This is a genomic window from Leisingera sp. McT4-56, assembly GCF_020514995.1.
In the GTDB taxonomy this organism is placed as follows: Bacteria; Pseudomonadota; Alphaproteobacteria; order Rhodobacterales; family Rhodobacteraceae; genus Leisingera; species Leisingera aquaemixtae_A.
The window spans coordinates 84,637-105,537 of the sequence record NZ_JAJALF010000003.1; the positions used below are offsets into that span (position 1 = coordinate 84,637).

At 65.2% G+C, this 20,901-nt stretch carries 21 protein-coding genes; 13 read left to right on the top strand and 8 right to left on the bottom strand.

Translation table 11 applies throughout. From position 1 onward, the window contains the following. The first annotated feature begins 117 nt into the window (after positions 1-117). The 7 genes from parE to LHL23_RS05690 all read left to right on the top strand — a co-directional run bounded on the left by parE (position 118) and on the right by LHL23_RS05690 (position 7,413). The gene (parE, locus tag LHL23_RS05660; RefSeq protein ID WP_222478501.1) at positions 118-2,076 is read left to right on the top strand and encodes a DNA topoisomerase IV subunit B; all 1,959 of its coding nucleotides are present in this window, start codon (positions 118-120) and stop codon (positions 2,074-2,076) included. Beyond that, positions 2,073-2,729 (top strand): DUF2971 domain-containing protein, encoded by a 657-nt coding sequence (locus tag LHL23_RS05665; protein WP_226429112.1) that lies wholly within the window; start codon positions 2,073-2,075, stop codon positions 2,727-2,729. Before parE ends, LHL23_RS05665 begins: the two co-directional genes overlap by 4 nt. A 481-nt stretch (positions 2,730-3,210) precedes the next feature. Continuing rightward, complete coding sequence (locus tag LHL23_RS05670) at positions 3,211-4,092, top strand: calcium-binding protein (RefSeq protein WP_226429113.1); 882 nt, start codon at positions 3,211-3,213, stop codon at positions 4,090-4,092. A 587-nt stretch (positions 4,093-4,679) separates the two neighbouring features. Continuing rightward, positions 4,680-5,444, top strand: a complete 765-nt coding sequence (locus tag LHL23_RS05675) for a hypothetical protein (protein WP_226429114.1) — start codon at positions 4,680-4,682, stop codon at positions 5,442-5,444. Between the two features lie 27 nt (positions 5,445-5,471). Next, complete coding sequence (locus LHL23_RS05680; protein WP_222478495.1) at positions 5,472-6,128, top strand: DNA-3-methyladenine glycosylase I; 657 nt, start codon at positions 5,472-5,474, stop codon at positions 6,126-6,128. 13 nt (positions 6,129-6,141) lie between these two features. Beyond that, positions 6,142-6,822 carry a hypothetical protein gene (locus tag LHL23_RS05685; RefSeq protein WP_222478493.1) on the top strand — a complete coding sequence of 227 codons (681 nt, stop codon included), beginning with the start codon at positions 6,142-6,144 and terminating at the stop codon, positions 6,820-6,822. 156 nt (positions 6,823-6,978) lie between these two features. Then, positions 6,979-7,413, top strand: a complete 435-nt coding sequence (locus LHL23_RS05690; RefSeq protein WP_222478492.1) for a DMT family transporter — start codon at positions 6,979-6,981, stop codon at positions 7,411-7,413. A 15-nt stretch (positions 7,414-7,428) separates the two neighbouring features. Here the strand turns inward: LHL23_RS05690 and LHL23_RS05695 are convergent, their stop codons facing one another. Next, positions 7,429-7,770: a zinc ribbon domain-containing protein YjdM gene (locus LHL23_RS05695; protein ID WP_226429115.1), complete on the bottom strand. Its 342-nt coding sequence runs from the start codon at positions 7,768-7,770 to the stop codon at positions 7,429-7,431. Between the two features lie 104 nt (positions 7,771-7,874). On the opposite strand from LHL23_RS05695, the gene LHL23_RS05700 reads away from it, so the two are divergent. Beyond that, complete coding sequence (locus LHL23_RS05700) at positions 7,875-8,696, top strand: class I SAM-dependent methyltransferase (protein ID WP_226429116.1); 822 nt, start codon at positions 7,875-7,877, stop codon at positions 8,694-8,696. 9 nt (positions 8,697-8,705) lie between these two features. On the opposite strand, the gene LHL23_RS05705 is transcribed toward LHL23_RS05700, so the two are convergent. The 4 genes from LHL23_RS05705 to LHL23_RS05720 all read right to left on the bottom strand — a co-directional run bounded on the left by LHL23_RS05705 (position 8,706) and on the right by LHL23_RS05720 (position 12,039). Then, positions 8,706-9,032 (bottom strand): bactofilin family protein, encoded by a 327-nt coding sequence (locus LHL23_RS05705; protein ID WP_222478486.1) that lies wholly within the window; start codon positions 9,030-9,032, stop codon positions 8,706-8,708. A 139-nt stretch (positions 9,033-9,171) separates the two neighbouring features. After that, positions 9,172-9,816: a hypothetical protein gene (locus LHL23_RS05710; protein ID WP_222478484.1), complete on the bottom strand. Its 645-nt coding sequence runs from the start codon at positions 9,814-9,816 to the stop codon at positions 9,172-9,174. Positions 9,817-10,076: 260 nt separating this feature from the next. Beyond that, a complete protein-coding gene (locus LHL23_RS05715) occupies positions 10,077-10,760 on the bottom strand; it encodes an ABC transporter ATP-binding protein (RefSeq protein ID WP_226429117.1) in 684 nt (227 codons plus the stop codon). Continuing rightward, complete coding sequence (locus tag LHL23_RS05720; RefSeq protein WP_226429118.1) at positions 10,753-12,039, bottom strand: lipoprotein-releasing ABC transporter permease subunit; 1,287 nt, start codon at positions 12,037-12,039, stop codon at positions 10,753-10,755. The genes LHL23_RS05715 and LHL23_RS05720 overlap by 8 nt, the downstream gene beginning before the upstream one ends. Before the next feature lie 291 nt (positions 12,040-12,330). On the opposite strand from LHL23_RS05720, the gene LHL23_RS05725 reads away from it, so the two are divergent. After that, complete coding sequence (locus LHL23_RS05725; RefSeq protein WP_226429119.1) at positions 12,331-12,819, top strand: HPP family protein; 489 nt, start codon at positions 12,331-12,333, stop codon at positions 12,817-12,819. Positions 12,820-12,832: 13 nt separating this feature from the next. Here LHL23_RS05725 and LHL23_RS05730 read toward each other — a convergent pair whose 3' ends face one another. The 3 genes from LHL23_RS05730 to LHL23_RS05740 all read right to left on the bottom strand — a co-directional run bounded on the left by LHL23_RS05730 (position 12,833) and on the right by LHL23_RS05740 (position 16,195). Next, positions 12,833-13,456: a GDSL-type esterase/lipase family protein gene (locus LHL23_RS05730; protein ID WP_226429120.1), complete on the bottom strand. Its 624-nt coding sequence runs from the start codon at positions 13,454-13,456 to the stop codon at positions 12,833-12,835. Positions 13,457-13,566: 110 nt separating this feature from the next. After that, on the bottom strand, positions 13,567-14,922 hold the full coding sequence (gene proS, locus LHL23_RS05735) for a proline--tRNA ligase (protein WP_222478474.1): 1,356 nt from the start codon (positions 14,920-14,922) through the stop codon (positions 13,567-13,569). Positions 14,923-15,151: 229 nt separating this feature from the next. Continuing rightward, the gene (locus LHL23_RS05740; protein WP_226429121.1) at positions 15,152-16,195 is read right to left on the bottom strand and encodes an Ldh family oxidoreductase; all 1,044 of its coding nucleotides are present in this window, start codon (positions 16,193-16,195) and stop codon (positions 15,152-15,154) included. 217 nt (positions 16,196-16,412) lie between these two features. On the opposite strand from LHL23_RS05740, the gene LHL23_RS05745 reads away from it, so the two are divergent. From LHL23_RS05745 to LHL23_RS05760, 4 genes are all read left to right on the top strand, one after another. After that, positions 16,413-17,777 carry an FAD-dependent oxidoreductase gene (locus LHL23_RS05745; protein ID WP_226429122.1) on the top strand — a complete coding sequence of 455 codons (1,365 nt, stop codon included), beginning with the start codon at positions 16,413-16,415 and terminating at the stop codon, positions 17,775-17,777. Further along, on the top strand, positions 17,774-18,751 hold the full coding sequence (locus LHL23_RS05750) for an isopenicillin N synthase family dioxygenase (RefSeq protein ID WP_226429123.1): 978 nt from the start codon (positions 17,774-17,776) through the stop codon (positions 18,749-18,751). Before LHL23_RS05745 ends, LHL23_RS05750 begins: the two co-directional genes overlap by 4 nt. Before the next feature lie 313 nt (positions 18,752-19,064). Next, positions 19,065-20,153: an AI-2E family transporter gene (locus LHL23_RS05755; protein ID WP_226429124.1), complete on the top strand. Its 1,089-nt coding sequence runs from the start codon at positions 19,065-19,067 to the stop codon at positions 20,151-20,153. 4 nt (positions 20,154-20,157) lie between these two features. Next, on the top strand, positions 20,158-20,865 hold the full coding sequence (locus LHL23_RS05760) for an HdaA/DnaA family protein (RefSeq protein WP_222478464.1): 708 nt from the start codon (positions 20,158-20,160) through the stop codon (positions 20,863-20,865). The last annotated feature ends 36 nt before the right edge of the window (positions 20,866-20,901 follow it).

Sequence of the window (20,901 nt, forward strand, 5' to 3'; positions counted from 1 at the left end):
AAGACGATAGACAGCCCTGTCCGCCTTATCCACAGCCCCTTGCGTGCCTCTTCCACCCGGCCCCAACACCTGCCATAATGGCCGCCAATCAACACCAAGGAAGAGCAGTTCCCGCACATGGCCGACGATCTCCTCAGCACGCCTGCATCCGATACCTATGACGCCTCCTCGATCGAGGTTCTGGAAGGCCTCGAACCGGTCCGCCAGCGCCCCGGCATGTATATCGGCGGCACCGATGAGCGCGCGCTGCACCACATGGTGGCAGAGATCCTCGACAACTCGATGGACGAGGCTGTCGCCGGCCACGCCAACCGGATCGAGGTGACCCTGCATTCCGATTACGCCGTCACAATCTCCGACAACGGCCGCGGCATCCCCATCGACCCGCACCCCAAGTTCCCGGACAAATCCGCGCTGGAGGTGATCCTCTGCACCCTGCACGCAGGCGGCAAGTTCTCCGGCAAGGCCTACCAGACCTCCGGCGGCCTGCACGGCGTCGGCTCCTCGGTGGTGAACGCGCTGTCGGATTCCATGGTCGTGCAAGTGGCCAAGAACAAGGAACTGTTCGAGCAGCGCTTCTCCCGCGGCCTGCCCCTGGGCCCGGTCGAGAAGATCGGCGCCGCCCCCAACAAGCGCGGCACCTTCGTGACCTTCCATGCCGATGAGCAGATCTTCGGCCACCACCGCTTCAAGCCCAAGCGCCTGTTCACCCTGGTGCGCTCCAAGGCCTACCTGTTTTCCGGCGTCGAAATCCGCTGGAAATCGGAAATCGACGATGGCGAAACCCCGACCGAAGCCACCTTCCATTTCCCCGGCGGTCTCAAGGACTACCTGACAGAGGTGCTTGGCAAATCCTCCGTCTATGCAGACCAGCCCTTCGCGGGCAAGGTCGAGTTCCGCGAGAAATTCGGCGAGCCGGGTTACGTCGAATGGGCGATCAACTGGACGCCGTCGCGCGACGGCTTCACCCAGTCCTATTGTAACACCGTCCCGACACCGGAGGGCGGCACCCATGTCACTGGCTTCTGGGCAGCGATCCTCAAGGGCATCAAGGCCTATGGCGAGCTGGTCAGCAACAAGAAAGCCGCCCAGATCACCCGCGACGACCTGATGGCGGGCGGCTGCGCTCTGGTCTCCTGCTTCATCGCCGACCCGGCCTTTGTCGGCCAGACCAAGGACCGCCTGTCGACCGAGGCCGCCAACAAGATGGTGGAAAACTCGGTCCGCGACCATTTCGACAACTGGCTGGCCGCCGACACCAAATCCGCCGGCGCCATCCTCGACTTCCTGATCCTGCGCGCCGAGGAACGCCTGCGCCGCAAGCAGGAGAAGGAGACCCAGCGCAAGTCCGCCACCAAGAAGCTGCGCCTGCCCGGCAAGCTCACCGACTGCACCTCCAAGGACCGCTCCGGCACCGAGCTGTTCATCGTCGAGGGCGACTCCGCCGGCGGCTCCGGCAAGGGCGCGCGCAACCGCGTGAACCAGGCGCTGCTGCCCTTGAAGGGCAAGATCCTGAACGTGTTGGGCGCCGCTTCCAACAAGCTCGGCTCCAACGCCGAGATCAACGACCTCTGCGAGGCGCTTGGCGTCGGCCTCGGCACCAAGTTCAACCTTGACGACCTGCGCTATGACAAGATCATCATCATGACCGACGCGGACGTCGACGGCGCCCATATCGCGTCGCTGCTGATGACCTTCTTCTTCACCCAGATGCGCCCGCTGATCGACGGCGGCCACCTCTACCTCGCCTGCCCGCCGCTGTTCCGCCTGACCCAGGGCGCCAAACGCGTCTACTGCCTAGACGAGGCCGAGCGCGACAAATGGCTGGAGAAGGGCCTGGGCGGCAAGGGCAAGATTGATGTGAGCCGCTTCAAGGGTCTTGGCGAAATGGACGCCAAGGACCTGAAGGAGACCACGATGGACCCGGCCACCCGCAAGCTGATCCGCGTCACCATCGACGAGGACGAGCCCGGCGAGACCGGCGACCTGGTCGAGCGCCTGATGGGCAAGAAACCCGAGCTTCGCTTCCAGTATATCCAGGAAAACGCGAAGTTCGTGGAGGAGCTGGATGTTTGAGGCTTTACAAATTTTATGGTGCAGAAAGCGCACTACGAAATATTCGGGATAGAAGGTTAAAGATTTCCACAATCCACGACCTCAATGACCCATTTGAATTCAACGCTATCAAGCTTCCCAACAAGGCAAGCAGAACGCTCTGGTCAACTCAAGTAAACCGAATTTTCCGCGAAATTGGGATTGTTTGCTTCTGCCGGAGTTGGGACAATCCAGTCATTTGGAGCCACTACGCAGATAGTCACAGGGGATTGGCTTTAGGATTCGACGTGCTTTCAGAAGGCGAGCTTTTGCCGGTCGAATACACAAAGAGCCGAATTGACTTTGCTCAAGAATCTGAGCGCAGCTTCAACGGTGATACTTTTGGCTTTATCAAAAAGAGCATCGCTACAAAATTCATCCACTGGGAATATGAGAATGAAGTGAGGCTGGTTGTGGACTTGGGCAAGCCGGATCAGGAGAATGGCCTATTCTTCAAAAAGTTCGATGACGAATTGATCTTGCGAGAAGTGATCATCGGAGCAAAATCAGAAGTATCATCTCTCGATATAAGAAACGCATTTGGCGCAAACACCCCATTGGAGACAACGACTGCTCGCCTTGCTTTTCAGGATTTTCGAGTTGTTCGACAACACGCCAAAAGGCTCCAAAAATAACCTCACTTTCCAGCCGCCCTTCCATAACACAAGGCCCGCGCCTGACCTTGGGGAGGCGTGAAGCGCCTTCCCGGGGGGAAGGTCAGGCCGTCTCGGAAACGCTCCGGGGGAGCGTTTCAGGCCTGAACGGGCGGAGCCCAAGGCGCGCTTTCCTGCTTCCCTCCTGCAACACAAGGCCCGTGCCTGACCTTGGGGAGGCGTGAAGCGCCTTCCCGGGGGGAAGGTCAGGCGCGGGCCGTGCCGCTGCGCGCCACGTCCCAAAGGACACCCTGCCAGCGCCGCTCCTTGATTTGCACCTTTGGCTGCGAAGGGATCCGCCCGTCCGAACCTCGCTCGCTCCCCCGGAGATTTTCCTTACCGGAGCCCGCGCAGATTGCCGCAGACCGGCAGATTTGCGGCAGGACCGGATCCTCAACCATTGCATGCAACCATTAACAGACGTTAACCGTTAACGATAAGGATTCCCTCAGGAGTATTTCCGATGGCAGATTTCACAACGTATAATGCGCTTGGAACAGGTGTGACCATCCGGTCCGGCGACTTCACCTCCCTGCCCAGCAGCGGCCTGACCCTGACCTACTCCTACAGCGAATGGTACGACTACGACACGCTGTTTGTCTTCGAAGAGTACGACTACGGCTACCTGTATTTCGGCGCCTTTGCGGACCACCAGTACGGCACCATCTACACGCTCACGGATGCGATCTTCATGGACTACTGGGAGAATGCGCTGGTCTCCGTGACCGGCATGGATCTGACCTTCGACATCATGGATGACTTCTCGGATGGCGTGCAGTTCAGCAACATGTGGAATACCGATGATACCTTCTGGCTGAACGACTATCAGGACTACGTGCAGGCCGGCCAGGGCGACGACATCGTCTGGTCCGAGGGCGGCGCCGACCGGATTTACGGCCAGGGCGGTTCTGACAGCATCTATGGCGGCGCAGGCAATGACAAACTGTTCGGCAACGCCGGCGCGGATGAACTGGCGGGCATGAGCGGCCGCGACTTGCTCAAGGGAGGCGGCGGCTCCGACTTCCTGTGGGGCGGTGCCGGCAAGGACCGGCTGAACGGCGGCGGCGGCACCGATGCGCTCATTGGCGGAAAGGGGAACGACCGCCTGACCGGCGGCAAAGGCTATGATGCCTTTGTGTTCAACTCCGGCGACGGCCACGACACGATCACCGATTTCAACAGTGCCTTTGACCTGATCGTGTTCGAAAGCGGTGCCGCCAGCCTGCAGGACCTGAATTTCAGCTCAGCCGGCGCCGACACAATCATCACCTACGGCAATTCGACGATCACGGTTCAGGACATTTCTGCCGCGGAGCTGGCTGACGCCAACAACTTCCTGTTCTGAGCATTTCTGCGGCCCCAAATGGGCACTCCGCCGGAAGGGTGAGGCACAAACCGGGCCGTAGGGTGGGCAATCTGCCCGCCGTTCCCCGGCATCTGCAAACCTGACCCCCGGCGCGGCGGGCCGAATCGCCCTCCCTAGCACCGTTGCACCGAACCCCAATCCACCGCACGCCCCGCTTGCCCGCCTTTAACCCCGCCCTGCCATACTCCAATCCGTCGCGACACCGGTGCGGACTGATACCCCGCTACCGACCAGGAGATACGGGAGCCCCCAAGACCACCTCTTCATCGGGTGCAGGGGTTCTCCGCACAACGGAAGCTTTCGAGCGGACATGGGGGCTTGCGATCCCCTGCCCGGCCCTCCGCCTCCGGCCCCTTCGGGCCCTTGGCGGCGCCGCCACCTCTACCCCGGCCAGCACGACACGGCCACAATACATAACGGCCCACCCGGCCCATCACAGCCACCGGACGGAGCCCCCCTCCCGCCCGGCCGTTCCCGCGCGCCGGTGACAGCTTCGTGAGGGCTGTTGCCTGAAACCCCTGTCCCTTCCTATGGTTAGGCCATCACCCCCAGCCAGGAGACCGGGCATGGCCTTCATCGCGGACAACCAGCTGCCCCTGCTCCTGATGTTCTTCTTTGCAGGACTGATCGGCACCGCCTTCCTGTTCCGCAAACCGGCGGGCCACCGCGCCTGGAAACTGGCGGACCTCGTCTGGGTGGTCCTCGGCGGCTTCGGCGCGCTGGTCGCGGTCATTTCCGGCATCTACGCCGCCGACTCCTCCAAGCTCGAACGCCAGATCGACATCGCCTATGCCGCCACCGCCGCCTTTGACCGCGACGCCGCCCGCTTCCGCCTGCGTTTCTGCGATCCCGCCTATGACGCCGACATCGCGGTCCTGTGCGAAAAGGTCGAATTCCTCTCCGCCTCCACCGCCGGCAACGCCGAACTTCCGCTGTTCATCGCGGTGACGGATGAGGTCGCGCCGCTGCAAGGCCTCAGCTTCCTGTTCGGCGGCACCCGCGCAAAAACGGACGACATGAAGGACATGGAAGCCCAGGCCAGCGCCTTCGACCCGGAGGCGTTTCTTGTGTTCACCGCGCTCGACGCCCCGACGCAGGCCGCCGTGGACACCATGCGCCGCAAGGTGCCCGCCATCGCCGGCGATTTCCTGATCATCGCCCGCGCCTATGACGACCTCATCGCCCATGTGTCCAAGCTCAAGGAGGAATGGGAGTACCTGCAGGACAACGCCCATATCCTGGTCTTGCAAATCATCGCCCTCTGCCTCGTCAGCTTCGCCGCCCCCTTCCGCCTCGGCAAATCCATTGTCGAGCTGCGCGCGCGCCGCTAACCTGAGGAGACGCCAACAGGACCCGCCATGCGCAGCTTCGACGAGATCTATGCCATTTCCGCAGACCGCCACGGCGGGCCGGAGGCGCTGGAGGAAAACCTCACCAGACCCGACCCGAAGGTGACCGAGCTGCCCGAGGACCGCTGGCTCGCCACCATGACCAAATGCATCTTCCAGGCGGGCTTCAACTGGAAAGTGATCGAGGCGAAATGGCAGGGTTTCGAGGAAGTCTTTCACGGCTTCGCCCCCGGCCCATGCGCCTTCATGCCGGAGGACGAATTCGACCGCATCCTCAGCGACACCCGCGTGGTCCGGAACGGGGCCAAGCTCGCCACCGTGCGCGCCAACGCCGCCTTCCTGATGGAGCTGCGCGACCAGGGCGGTGCGGGCAAGGTGCTGGGCGGCTGGCCCTCCACCGATTACATCGGGCTCTTGGAGATGCTCAAGAAACGCGGCAGCCGCCTCGGCGGCATGACCGGCCAATACGCCATGCGCTTTGCCGGCCGCGACAGTTTCATCCTGTCACAAGACGTCACCGCGCGCCTGATCGCCGAAGGGGTGATCGACAAACCCGCCACTTCAAAATCCGCGCTGAAAGCGGTGCAAGGCGCCTTCAACACCTGGATGGAGCAATCAGGCCGCTCGCTCACCGAAATCAGCCGCGTGCTGGCGATGAGCTGCTGAGGCGGGGCCGCGCATGATCCGCTGCCTGCTCCTCGCCCTGCTGTTTCTCGCCGCCTGCGGCCGCCCGCTGACGGAAACGGAGCGCGCCTATCTCTCCACCCTGCACGGAACCAGCCTCAATGCGGACAAGGTGCGCATCGTGAACGGCGCCCCCCTGGGGCCCGTCACCTTCCGCCGCAGCCCGCGCCCGCGCGTCACCTGCCGCGAGCGCATCCTGCCGCCGGTCACGGATGAGATCGTCACCTCCAAACCCGCCGCGGTGGCGCTGTTCAACCGGATCCTCTTTACCCGCGACTGGTATCTGGACAATTACCTGCCGGAATACCCGGACCGGCTGCACCTGGTGGAGGCGATGCTGCTGGCGCATGAGGCCACCCACGTCTGGCAATGGCAGAACCGCAAGCGCACCGGCTATTCGCCGCTGCGGGCGGCGGCGGAGCACGGCCCGGACCGCGACCCCTACCTGTTCGACCTGGAGGGCGAGCCGGACTTCGGCACCTACGGCTTTGAACAGCAGGGCGCCATCATCGAGGAATACGTCTGCTGCCGCGCGCTCGCCCCGCAGGCCGCGCGCACCAAGCGCCTGCACCGCATGCTGGCAGCCGCCATGCCGGTCCGCCCGCTGCCGCAATCGAGGGAAAGGGCCGTCTACCTGCCCTGGAAGGACGCGGAACTGAACGGCATCTGCGACTGACCTGCCGCCGATCCCGGCCCGGGAACCGGCAATGGAAAACCGGTTTTTCATGGCCGGTATCCGCGCCGGATTCCGGTCCTGCGCCGCAACGTACCCCTTGTCTTGCCGCAGATTTTCCGGCCACAACTCTCCCAAGCAATTTTCAGGAGCCGCACCATGACCCAATACGCCCTCATCATGCTGGCCGCGGGCCTTGGCATTCCGGTGCTGGCCGCGCTGAACGCTGCGCTCGGCAAGCTGATCGGCTCCCCCGCCTCTGCCGCCGTGGTGCTGTTCCTGATCGCGCTGGTGGCCACCATCCTCTATGCGCTGATCGCCGGTCCCCAGGCCCTGGCCAAGATCCCCTCCGCGCCCAAGCACCTGTTCCTGGCGGGCGTCCTGGTGGCCTTCTACGTCTTGTCGATCACCTATGTGGCGCCGCATTTCGGCGTCGGCAACGCGGTGTTCTTCGTGCTGATCGGCCAGCTGATCTCCGCCGCCGCCATCGACCATTTCGGGTTGTTCGGCGCCCAGGTCAGCCCGCTGACCCTGACCCGCGCGGCCGGCATTTCGGTGATGGCGCTGGGGGTCTGGATCACCCAGATGGCCTGAGGAGCAGGCTGCGCCTTACCCGGAGACCTTCTTCACGAACTGCGACTTGAGGCCAATCGGACCAACCCCCGGCACCTTGCAGTCGATGTCGTGATCGCCCTCCACCAGCCGGATGCCGCGGACCTTGGTGCCGACCTTGATGACCGAGGACGTGCCCTTCAGCTTCAGGTCCTTGATCACCGTCACCGTATCGCCGTCCTGCAGGACGTTGCCGACGCTGTCGCGCACTTCCTTGGCCTCGCCCCCGGCATCTCCCGCCGCCCATTCATGGGCGCATTCGGGGCAGATCAGCAGGGCATCCACCTGATAGGTAAAGGCAGAGGAACATTCGGGGCACGGCGGCAATGTGTCAGTCATGCCCCGCCAATAGCCGGCATACCGCACCAAGGCCAGCGCCGGATGCTCCCGCTGCGCCCAGCCTGTGCTATACTCCCGGGCGGGGTCAGCGAAAGGCCAGCATCATGACGGGCGATATCCCCGAGCACTACAGCGGCGGCGGCAATCTGGCGGACCGGATTGCGCGGGACCTGCGCGCCAGGGGACTGGAGCCCTCGGACCTCACGCCCGCCGAGTTCGAACCCCTGGATGAATTCCACTTCCGCGGCCGCGCCGCAACGCTGGAGCTGGCCGCGCAAATGCGGCTGACCCCGCAGTCCAATGTGCTCGACATCGGCTCCGGCCTCGGCGGCGTGGCGCGGACCATTGCGGACACTGCGGGCTGCCATGTCACCGGCATCGACCTGACGGCGGAATTGTGCGCGGCTGCAGCGGAAATCTCGCGCTGGCTGGGCCTCGCGGACAAAACCGAATTCCAGCAGGGAGACGCCACCAGTTTGCCCTTTTCCGACGATGCCTTTGATGCCGCCATCACCGTGCATGTGGCCATGAATATCCCCGCCAAACACCGGATGTATTCTGAAGCGCGCCGGGTGCTGCGGCCCGGCGCGCTGTTTGCGGTCTATGACATCCTGCAGGGTGAAGGCGGCGAAATGATCTTTCCGGCGCCCTGGGCGGCGGAGCCATCGATCAGCCATCTCGCCACGCCGCAAGAGATGGAAACCCTGCTGCGCGAGGCTGGTTTCAAACTGCTGGACAGCATCGACTCCACCGCCGAAAGCCTGCGCTGGCTGGAGGAGCGCACCGCCGGCACAGGCCCGCCGCCACCGGTGCCCATCACCACCCGCCTGCTGTTCGGAGAGGGCTACAAGCAGATGGTGCAAAACCAGCTGCGCGCCCTGCGCGAGCGCCGGATGCTGACCTGGAGCTTCCTCTGCGAGGCCTGAGGCCCGCGCCTACGCCCCGTTCGGCTTGCCGCTGACCTTGATATTGCCCTGCAGCTGGGCGCCGTTCTCCGTCGACATGGTCTGCGCCGACACATCCGCCTGCACCTGCGAGCTGGCCGCCAGCCGCAGGTCCTCGCACTGGATCTTGCCGCTGTAGGCGCCTTCCACCGTGACCGATTTCGCGCTCAGCGCGCCGTCCACGGTGCCGCCTTCCAGCACTGTCACCGCCTGCGCCGACACGTCGCCAATGACCCGGCCGCGGACCTCGACGCTGCCCTTGCTGGAGGTGATATTGCCTTCAACCGTCACATCTTTCTCGATTACCGAATTCACCACGTCTCAGCCCTTTCTGCGCATCCCCGGACAGCCTAACCCGCCCAGGCCAATTTGAATAGCTGATAGCAAACAGCCGCCCAAGGGCCAAAGCCGCGCCTGATCCGCCGGCAAGGTTCCGCCGCCCGGCTGCGCTTGCCGCCTACTCCACCTGCGGAAAAGGTGCCGGCAGCGGGGCGGCGCTGTATTGGAACAGCGAGCCCCAGAAACCGCCGGGGCTTGGCTGCCAGGGGGCCGTGTTCATGTCCAGCGGCGCGCAGGCAGAGGACCGCGTGGCCGGGTTCACCTTGGCGCGCTCGCAGCGCTCCGGCGTGGTGTGGCAGGCCGTCAGGTATTGCTGCGGCCCCTTCTGGCCGCTGTCCTCCTGGTAGCAGTAGCGGACCGCCTCCTCCTGCAGCTGGGCGCGGGCCTGTTCCACCAGCTGCTGGTTTCCGGCCACCGTTTTGCTCGCTGCCTCCAGCGCTGCCGCTGCGTCCTGCTGCACCAGTTCCGCATCGCGCTGCAACTCCCCGGTCCCGCCCTCCGCCGCCTGCAGCGCCTGGGTCAGCCGGGCGTTCACCTTCTGCGCTTCCGCCAGCGCGGTCTGCAGCTCTGCCACGGTGGCATCGTATTCCACCAGCTTGGACTTCCACTTGAAGCCGGCAAAGCTGCCCTCCTCGAACCCGGCGCTGACCAGAATGGCGTTCAGTTTCTGCGGAAACAGCAGGAACACCGCAAACAGCGCAATCACCGACATGTCGCGCAACAGGACCACCAGATCCTTCAGGACCGAAACCGTCTTCTGCATCTGAACCCGCCGTCACTGGAACCACACAGGGGTTAGAGTGGACCGGGAGGTTCGCACAGGTCAAATGGCCGGGTTTCCGCATGCCCGGAACAAGGCGCGCAGCGCCGCCGGGCAGAGCCCGTCCGCCCCCTCGGGCGGGCTCTTTGGCCACGGTGCGGATCTATCAGAACTTCTACGGAACAGGCGGGATAAACTGCCATACAACCCAGTCAGCGCCGCCCACCCGCGGACGGGCCCTGCCCGGCCCTTTCAAAAGCCGCCTAAACCGGCACCAGCAGCCCGTTCTCCAGCTTCACCTGCCGGTCCATCCGCGCCGCCAGATCCAGGTTGTGGGTGGCAATCAGCGCCGACAGGCCGGTGCCGCGCACCAGCTCCATCAGCGCTGCAAACACCTGGTCGGAGGTTGCGGGGTCGAGGTTCCCGGTCGGCTCATCCGCCAGCAGCACCCGCGGGCTGTTGGCCAGCGCCCGGCAGAAGGCGACCCGCTGCTGCTCGCCGCCCGACAGCGCCGCCGGGCGGTGATCGGCGCGGCCGGCCAGTCCCACGGTGCCCAAGAGTTGCGCCGCCCGCGCCACCGCCGCCTTTTGCCCCGCACCATTGGCCAGTTGCGGCAGCACGATGTTCTCCAGCGCGGTGAATTCCGGCAGCAGGTGGTGGAACTGGTAGACAAACCCAACCTCCTGACGGCGCACCCGGGTGCGGCGGCGGTCGCCCTTGCGGGTCACATCCTCACCGGCCACCCGTACCTCACCCGCGTCCGGCGTGTCCAAGAGCCCCGCAATGTGCAGCAGCGTCGACTTTCCCGCGCCCGAGGGTGCCACCAACGCCACCACTTCGCCCGCCTGCAGAGTCAGGTCGGCGCCACGCAGCACATCCACCTGCCCCGGCGTGCCGGTGAGGTAGGATTTGGTGATCCCCTTCAGCTCCAGCGTAATCTCACTCATAGCGCAGCGCCTCCACCGGGTTGAGGCGCGCCGCGCGGCGGGCCGGGAAAATGGTCACGAAGAACGACAGCCCCAGCGACAGCGCCGTGGCCGAGACCACATCCGCCAGCCGCAGCTCAGCGGGCAGCGCATAGATGCCGCGGATCGACGGGTCCCAGACGCCGCCGCCCATGACGTAGTTCACGAAGGAGAAGATCGGATCGATATAAAGCGCAAACAGGCAGCCCAGCACCACGCCGCAGATTGTGCCGATCACGCCGGTGAAGGCGCCGCAGATGAAGAACACCCGCATGACGGATCCTTCGCTGAGGCCGATGGTGCGCAGGATGCCGATGTCGCGGCCCTTGTTCTTGACCAGCATGATCAGGCCCGAGACGATGTTCATCGCCGCGATCAGCACCAGGATCGACAGGATGATGAACATCACGTTGTCCTCGACCTCCAAAGCGCGCAGGAACCCGCCAGAGGCATCGCGCCAGGTCCAGACGCCCGCAACGCCACCCGCCGCGGTAAGGATCGGCAGCGCAATTTCCTCCACGTTTTCCGGGTCTTCCACCATCACCTCAATCTCATCCGCGACACCCTCGCGGTTGAAGAAGCTCTGCGCCTCGGCAAAGGGCAGATAGACACGGGTGCGGTCGATGTCATAGCGGCCCGCAGTGAAGACATAGACCACCTCATAGGCATTCACCCGCGGGCTGGTGCCAAAGGCGGTTTTCACGCCGTTGGGAGAGATCAGCTTGATCTTGTCGCCGACGCTCACCCCCAGCTCCCGCGCCACGCCGGAGCCGATGGCGATCCCCTCCCCGAACCGCGCCAGGTCGCCCACGGCGTCCTCGCTCTGCGCCACGCCGGGGATGCCCCGGATATCCTTGGCAGAGATCCCGAACACCTCGACGCCTGCATTGCGCTGGCGCAGGTTTGCCATCACCTGCCCCTTGACCAGCGGCGCGGCGCGGGTGACGCCCGGCACCGCGGCAACGGTCTCTGCCAGCGCCTCGTAGTCCTTGAGGCTGCGGTCCAGCACCCCGGCCTCATTCACCTCGCCATAGGAATAGACGGTGACATGGGCATTGGCGCCCAGAATGGTGCCGACAAATTCGGAGCGGAATCCGGAGCGCACTGCCAGCGTGGCAATCAGCGCAAACACCGCCAGAGTGATACCGATGAGGCTGATCCAGGTCATCACGCTGACCCCGCCCTCGGCCTTGCGGGCGCGTAAGTAGCGCCAGGCGATGATCCATTCGAAACGGGAAAACGGCGGTGGTGTCGTGGCCATATGGGGTCCTGCCCGGAAATTTTGCCTGCAAACTGTGCTGCCGGGCGCCCGGGGTCAAGGTGCGGTTGCATATCTGCCCGATAATCCGCCTGCCGGGGCCGGAACCGGCTGCCGCACCGAACTCAAATCTTTTCGTCAAAAGATTTGCCAGGAGTTTTCTGAAAACTCTTGGACGAGGCCCCGCCCGGCGTCACCGCAATGTGATCTGCCGCATATGCCCGTTGCCTTGCATCTGCCCGCCGGCAAGGCTTTATCAGGCCGGTTCCGGCTTCAAACTCGGGTAAGGACGACATGGACAGGTATTTCAAACGCGCGCTGCCGCATCCGTCTTTGCGCACGGTGATCACCGCGGGCCTCGGCGCTTTTCTGGCAATTGCGGCGCTGTCGCTGCTCACAACCCACGCCAATCTCCTGCTGCTGATCGCCCCCTTCGGCGCCAGCTGCGTGCTGTTGTTCTCGGTGCCCGCCAGCCCGCTGTCGCAGCCCGCAAATGTGGTCGGCGGCCATGTTCTGGCCACCGCCGTGGCATTGGTCCTGAACGCGCTGCTGCCGGACACCTGGTGGGCGCTGGCGCTGGCGGTGGGCCTGTCGATTGCCCTGATGGCGGCGCTGCGGCTGACCCACCCGCCCGCAGGCGCCGATCCGCTGGTGGTCTTTGCCACCGATCCAGGGCTGTCCTTCCTGCTGTTCCCGGTACTGACCGGCGCCGTCGCGCTGGTGGCGATTGCCGCGCTGTTCCACCGTGTCTCCGGCCATGAATACCCGCTGAAACACGGCTGAGCGGGGGCTGGCCTCAGAGCGCCAGCATCGCCGCCACCGGTGCCCGCAGCGCCGCGCCCAGGGCCCGCGAATCCGCACCCTCCAGGTGGTAGCCGTCGGCGTCGGAAGCCCGCGCCACCTGTGCTGCGTCAAAGAAGCCGCAGCCCAGCCGGTCCGCCAGCGGCTCGATCACCTGAGCCAGCGCCTCGGACTGCGCCACCACCTGGGGCGTGATATCGGGATCCTCGCACAGGCTCATCGGCGGCGGCGAGACCAGCAGCACCTGCGGCTCCGCCGCCTCCGGCAGCCGCCAGGGGTGATGGCGGACGATCTCCACCAGCCGTTCCAGCCCGTCGCGGATCAGATAGCTGGGGTGGCCCTCGTAGATGTCATTGGTGCCCAGCATGATCACGGCCAGGTCCAGCGGCGCGTGGCTGTGCAGCAGCATCGGCAGCACCGCATCGCCGCGCATCTCGACACAGGCAGAGCGGCGCGCGTGCACCGTGGTGCGGCCGCGCAGGCCTTCGGCAAAAACAACGGCCTGCGCCAGGCCCTCGCCCAGCGCCACCGGCCAGCGGTCGCCATAGGGGTGCCGCCCGCTGGTGTGCGGGTCGCTGCCCCAGGTCAGGCTGTCGCCAAAAGCCAGAATCTGTTTCATGCCGTATCCTCCCGTTTCCGGCACCCTGCGGCGGACGGGTTGTGCGGGCAAGAAAAAAGGGAGCCGCCCGGCCCCCTTTCCATGTTCTTCAAACTGTTGCGCGGCGAAGCTCAGAAGCCGCGCCCTGTGGGATGCGCCTTGTAGACCTCGACCACCTTCTTCACCGCCTCTTCCGGGGACAGCTCCTCGCTTTCGCCGGTGCGGCGGGAGGTCAGTTCCACCACACCGTTCTTCAGGCCGCGCGGGCCGACGGTGATGCGCCAGGGCAGACCGATCAGGTCCATGGTGGCAAACTTGCCGCCCGCGCGCTCATTGCGGTCATCATAAAGCGGGTCCAGACCGGCGGCGGTCAGCGCTGCGTAGAGCTGGTTGCAGGCCGCATCGGCCTCATCGTCGCCCTGCTTGAGGTTGACGATGCCGCAGTGGAACGGGGTCACGCCCTCGGGCCAGATGATGCCCTTGTCGTCGTGGCTGGCCTCAATGATCGCACCCAGCAGGCGGCTGACGCCGATGCCGTGGGAACCCATGTGGACCGGCACGTTCTTGCCGTCGGGGCCTTGCACGGTGGCGCCCATGGCGTCCGAATACTTGGTGCCGAAATAGAAGATCTGGCCAACCTCGATGCCGCGCGCCACCCGGCGGCGCTCCTCGGGGATCTGGTTGAACAGGGCTTCGTCGTGGGTCTCGTCGGTGCGGGCGTATTTGGAGGTGAACTCCTCCAGCACCGCTTGGCACTGCTCGACGCTGTCATAGTCGATCTCGCGGTCGCCGAAGGTCAGATCGGTGACGGCGCTGTCATAGAACACCTCGGACTCGCCGGTCTCCGCCAGTACCAGGAATTCATGGGTGTCGTCGCCGCCGATCGGGCCAGAGTCGGCGCGCATCGGGATCGCCTGAAGCCCCATGCGCTCATAGGTGCGCAGGTAGCTGACCAGGTGGCGGTTGTAGGCGTGCAGCGCGTCTTCCTTGGTCAGGTCGAAGTTGTAGCCGTCCTTCATGTAGAATTCGCGGCCCCGCATCACGCCGAAACGCGGGCGGATCTCGTCGCGGAACTTCCACTGGATCTGGTACATGGTCAGCGGCAGGTCCTTGTAGCTGCTGACATGGGCGCGGAAGATGTCGGTGATCAGCTCTTCGGCGGTGGGGGTGAACAGCATGTCGCGGCCGTGCCGGTCCTGCACCCGCAGCATCTCCTGGCCATAGGCCTCATAGCGGCCCGACTCGCGCCACAGGTCGGCGGACTGCATGGTCGGCATCTGCATCGGGATGTGGCCCGCGCGGATCTGCTCGTCATGCACGATGCTTTCGATCTTCTTCAGAACCTTGAAGCCAAGCGGCAGCCAGGAATAGATCCCGGCGGCGGATTGCTTGATCATCCCGGCGCGCAGCATCAGCCGGTGGCTGACGATCTGGGCTTCCGAGGGGTTCTCTTTCAGAACCGGCAGAAAATAGCGGGACAGGCGCATCTTGGCTCCATCGGTGGTGTGGGTTCGAGTTCCCGCCCGGTTTAGTGGCTGATGGGGGTGCGGGCAAGGGGATGATCCAATTGCAGTGTCCTGGATGGCAACGGTGCCAGACTGTGCCCCTTGGGATGTGGCGCGCAGCGGCACGGCCCGCGCCTGACCTTCCCCCGGGAAGGCGCATTCGCACCTTCCCAAGGTCAGTCCCGGGCCTCGTGGTGCAGAAGGTGCGCCCCTAGACCTCCACCCCCAGCTCCTCTGCCAGCATCCGGATCTCCGCCCAGGTCGCTTCCGGCAGCAGGATCGGCTTCTCCGCATTCTCCGCCCGCGCATCCGCCTCGCGCTCGCCGGGGATCTCGACCCGGTCGAACCCGGGCGCCGGCGGGCAGTTGCGGAATTCATCCAGAATGCCCTCGGCGATCTCCTGCAGGCGGCTGGGCTCCTGGTACAAGCTGCAGTCCAGCGCCAGCATCAGCCAGTTGCATTCGGTGGTGACCGGGCCCAGCATCGCCTCGGCGATCATCTCGGCGGCAACCGACAGCGCATAGCCCTTGGCGCCGCCCGCGGTCAGGATGGCGCCGCCCTCGAAATAGGCCTCCGGGTCGGTGCTGGGGTTGCCGTCGCGGTCGATCAGCACGCCCTCAGGCAGCTTGGCGCCAGCGATCCGCGCGCCGTAAACCCAGCCCGCAGCCGCCGCCGAGGTGGCGAAATCAACGATCACCGGCCCGCGTTTGCCGCCGGGAATGCCGATGGCATAGGGGTTGGTGGACATCAGTGCCTTGCGTCCGCCGTAAGGCGCCACCAGCCGCCAGGCCTCGCGCCCGCCGCCGCCGATGATGATCGCCAGGCAGCCCTGTTCGGCGGCATATTCGGCAAAGGCCCCCAGCCGCCCGGTATGGCCGGCCTCAGTCACTGCAATCGCCGCGATGCCGGTCTCCTGCGCCCGCGCGACCACATCGCGGATTGCAATCGACATCGCCGGAATGCCGATGCCGCCGTTGCCGGTGACGCTCCAGGCGCCGCGGGCGTTCTGCTGCAGCTCCGGGCGCACCCCGGCGGCCAGGTAGCCGCTGTCGTAATACCCGGCATAAGGCAGAATCCGCCACACGCCGTGGGATTCCACCCCCGACAGATCCGAATCGACCAGATGCGCCGCCACCTCTGACGCGATATCCACGGGGCAGCCCTTGGCAATCAGGATGGCCTCGGCAATGCGGAAGGCCTCAAGCTGCGGCACCGCCGCCCGCGGCGTGTCCTTGCTGTACTTGCTGCGTGCCATGCCGAATCATCCTCTCTGGCTTGTCCTGCCGGGCCAGAGTACGCCGCGCCCCCGGCCCGCCGCACCTGTTTGCGGCATGGCCTCCGGTTTCCTCCCTCTTCCCCTTCTCATGCCGCTTTCCAGCCATCGTGGCGCAAAAGAACTTGAACCGCCGTTCAAGATTCGAAACTGTTACCGGAAACACCGCTCTCACACAGGGACAAGGGAGACGAGAGACGTGGCCAAGACCATTACTGAGCCGGCACGGGAAATCCCGGTCATTCATGAAACCGAGGTGCTGGTCGTGGGTTCCGGCCCCGGCGGGCTGGCGGCGGCGCTGGCAGCAGCGCGGGCGGGCGTGGAGGTCACGCTCATGGACCGCTTCGGCTGCTTTGGCGGCAATATCACCACCGTGGGGGTCGAGGGCTTTGCCTGGTACCGGCACGAAGAAACGGTGGAGGCCGGCGGCATCGGCTGGGAATTCGAGGAACGCGCCAAGGCGATGGGCGCGGCGGTGCCCGAAAGCCAGTCGCTCAGCTATGAGCTGGACAGCGAGGGCTTCAAGCTGGTGGCCGACAAGCTGGTCGAGGAAGCCGGCATCCACCCGATGCTGCACCGGGTGTTCGTTGCGCCAATCCGCGAGGGCAGCCGGATCACCGGCGTGATAGTAGAGAGCAAGGCGGGCCGCGAGGCCATCCTGGCAAAACGGGTGATCGACGCCACCGGCGACGCCGACATCGCGCATATGATGGGCGCGCCCACCCTCAAGACCCCGGTGGAGCAGATGCAGGCGGCCAGCGTGATGTTCCACATCGCGGGCGTCGACAAGCAGAAGTTCATGGAGGGCGTCAAGGCCGATCCGCAGACCTATGCCAACTGGTCGACCGGCGAATGGCAGGTGGAGACCTCAGGGAAAGAGGACGACATGTTCTCCCCCTTCCTGGCCAAGCCGTTCCGCCAGGCCATTCGCGACGGGGTGATCCCGGCGCATCTGAACACCATCGGCGGCACCTGGGGCGCTGTACATGACTCGGGCGAGATGACCTATATGAACCTGGTGCATCTGGCAGGCATCGACGGCACCGACCCCGACAGCATGACCAGGGGCGAGATCGAGGGGCGCAAACAGGCGATGCACGCGATTGAGGCCCTGCGCGCCTATACGCCGGGCTGCGAAGGCGCGCGCCTGCGGAACTTCGGCATGACCATCGGCATCCGCGACACCCGCAAGATCGACGCTTTTCACAACATCACCGAGGAGGAAACCCGCAATCAGGGCCGGTTCGAGGACACCATCGGGATTTACCCCGAGTTCATCGACGGCTACGGGGTGCTGATCCTGCCCACCACCGGGCGCTACATGCAGATCCCCTACCGGTCAATGCTGCCCAAGGGGGTTCAGGGCCTCTTGGTCACCGGGCGCGCCATCGGCGGCGACAAGATTGCCCATGCCGCCACCCGCAACATGGCCTGCTGTGCCGTTGCGGGACAGGGCGCGGGTATCGCCGCGGCGCTGTCGGTCAAATCGGGTTGCGAGTTCGACGCGGTGGATATCTCCGCCGTGCAGGCTGAGCTGAAGCGCCAGGGGGTGCGGATCCATTGACGCAAGCCATCCCGACCATCGACATCACGCCGCTGCGGGAGGCCGGCCATCCCAGGCGACAGGAAACCGTCGCCGCCATCCTGGCGGCGGCTGAGGACATCGGCTTTCTGTCCATCACCGGCACCGGCGTTCAGCCGGAAACAGTGGAGAGGGTGCGCAGCGTGGTGCGGGCGATCTTTGCCGTGCCCGAGAAATCCAAGTGGGATCAGGCGATTACGCGGGAGAATTACCGCGGCTATATCCCGATGGGTTTCTTCACGCCGAACGACGGCTCGGGGACGGCGGACAAATACGAGGGCTACAAGCTGCACCATGAGGTAGCGGCGGATGACCCCATCCGCGCCGCCTGCCCGCTTTACGGCCCCAACCGCTGGCCTGTTGAGGTGCCTGAGGCGCGCGAGGTGATCCTGGGCTACTGGGCAGAACTGGACGGCGTGTTTCACCTGCTCTTGGATGCGCTGGCAGAGGGGCTGGGGCTGGACCCGGCCGCGTTTCAGGCGCCGTTCGAGAAACCGCTCACCAACATGAGCCTGCTGCACTACCCGCCGCAGGCGCCGGAGGAGGACGGCTTTGGCATCCACCCGCACAAGGACACCGACGCGCTGACCATCATCGCGCCGGACCCGGTCGGGGGCCTGGAGGTGCAGACGCGGGACAGCGGCTGGATCACCCCGGACTGCCCGCCCGGCGGCTTTGTGGTCAACATCGGCGACATGCTGGAGCTGTGGTCGGGCGGGCGGCTGGTCTCCACCCCGCACCGGGTGGTGAACAAGACCGGGCAGGAGCGCTATTCCTTCCCCTATTTCGCCGTGCCGCGCCATGACGTGGTGGTGGCGCCGCTGCTGCCGCCGGTCGAAGGCTTTGACCGGCCTTCGGTGCATTGCGGCCACTGGTCCGCGGAGATCTGGCGCACCAACTGGCCGGATGAAGACGCCGGCGCGGACACGCCGGAGCTGGGGACCCTTCATAACTAGGTTCCGCACGGCCGAAAGGCCGGGCAGCGCCCGACCCTCCCCCACGGGGAGGGCGCTTTCAGCACCCGCCCCGAGGATCAGGCGCTGCCCTCGGTACTTCGCTTTCCCTTCGGTTCCTGATCTGAACCAAAAAACCAAAGCGCGCGCTTACGGGTTGGTGCAGTTCCTATCCCCCACTTGCCCCCGGCCTTTTCCGCCTTATCCCCGCCTTGCCCACAGGGGAATCGCGCGCGCCCCTTGCAAGCCACTGCCCCATCAGGGAAGACTGGCGCCAAGATCCTGATGCAAACGGACCAAGGGCGGCACGCGGACCATGGCGCTACCAGCAAAACAGCAGCTGAAATACTGGGGCCTCGCAGCCATTGTCTTTGCGGTGGTGATGTGGGCGCTTGGCAATGTGCTGACGCCCTTCGTGCTGGGCGCCGCCATCGCCTATCTGATCGACCCGGTGGCCGACCGGCTGGAAGCCTGGGGCATGAGCCGCACCGGCGCCACCGCCACCATCACCGTGGGGGCGCTCTTGATCTTCCTGCTGCTGCTTGTTGTGGTGGTGCCGACGCTGATTTCGCAGATGATCGACCTGGCCCAGGTGCTGCCGCAGCTGGTGCGCGATGCCCGCACCTTTGCGACCGAGCATTTCCCCTCTGTCTTCGAGGAAAACAGCCGCATTCACCAGGCGGTCACCTCCTTTATGCAGACGCTGCAGTCGCGTGCGATGGAGGTGCTGCAATCGGTGCTGGGCGGCGCGGCGTCTTTCCTGAACATCGTCATCCTGCTGGTCATCGTGCCGGTGGTGGCAGTCTACCTGCTGCTCGACTGGGACCGCATGGTCGCCCGCATTGATGAGCTGCTGCCGCGTGATCACCAGCCGGTGATCCGCCGCCTGGCCGGTGAAATCGACGCTGTGCTTGCTTCCTTCATCCGCGGCATGGGCACCGTCTGCCTGATCCTCGGCACCTATTACGCGGTGGCGCTGATGCTGGTGGGGCTCAACTTCGGCCTGGCGGTCGGCTTCATCGCAGGCCTCGTCACCTTCATTCCCTACCTCGGCGCCCTGATCGGCGGCGCGCTGGCCATCGGCCTGGCGCTGTTCCAGTTCTGGGGCGACTGGGTGTCGATCGGGCTGGTGGCGGTAATTTTTGCCATTGGCCAGATGGTCGAAGGCAACCTCCTGACGCCCAAGCTGGTTGGCGACTCGGTTGGCTTGCACCCGGTCTGGCTGCTGCTGGCGCTGTCGGTGTTCGGCGCGCTGTTCGGCTTTGTCGGCATGCTGGTCGCGGTGCCCGTTGCCGCGGCGCTCGGGGTGATCGCGCGCTTCGTCACCGAGCAGTACCTGGACAGCCGCCTGTATCAGGGCCAAAGCCATCCCAGTGCTGAAAAGCGGGACGCGGGGGCGGAGTAATCCCATGGCACAGCAGCTGAGCTTTGATCTCCCGGCGAAACCGGCGCTGGGGCGGGAGGATTTCTTTGTCGCGCCCTCCAACGCGATGGCGGTGGCGCTCTTGGACCCGCAGTTCGCCTGGCCCAGCGGCAAGCTGGTGCTGACCGGCCCCAAGGGCGCGGGCAAGACCCATCTGGCGCATGTCTGGGCCAGCCAGACCGGCGCCCGGATCATCGCCGCGGCCAAACTGACGGAACAGGCCGTGCCGGAGCTGGCGCAGGGCCCGGTAGCGGTTGAGGACGTGCCGCAGATCGCCGGCGACAGCGCGCGGCAGAACGCTCTCTTTCACCTGCACAACCTGGTGCTGGCAAACGGCCATCCGCTGGTGATGACCGGCCAGGGCGCGCCGAACCTCTGGGCGCTGTCGCTGCCCGACCTGCAAAGCCGGGTGCAGGCCGCGACCCATGCGGAGCTGCAGCCGCCCGACGACCAGCTCTTGGCGGTGGTGCTGGCCAAGCTGTTCAACGACCGCCAGATCACCCCCAAGCCGGATGTGATTCCCTATCTGGTGGCGCATATGGACCGCTCCTTTGCCGCCGCGGCGCAGATGGTGCGGCGGCTGGACCGCCTGTCACTGGCGGAAAAACGCAGCCTGACCCGGCCTCTGGCGGTGCGGGCACTGTCGGAAGTGCGCGAAGAGGCTGCGGAAAATGACGCATCCGCAAGCGGTTGACCCATGCCCGCCCATGCCCCATCCTGACCGCGGATC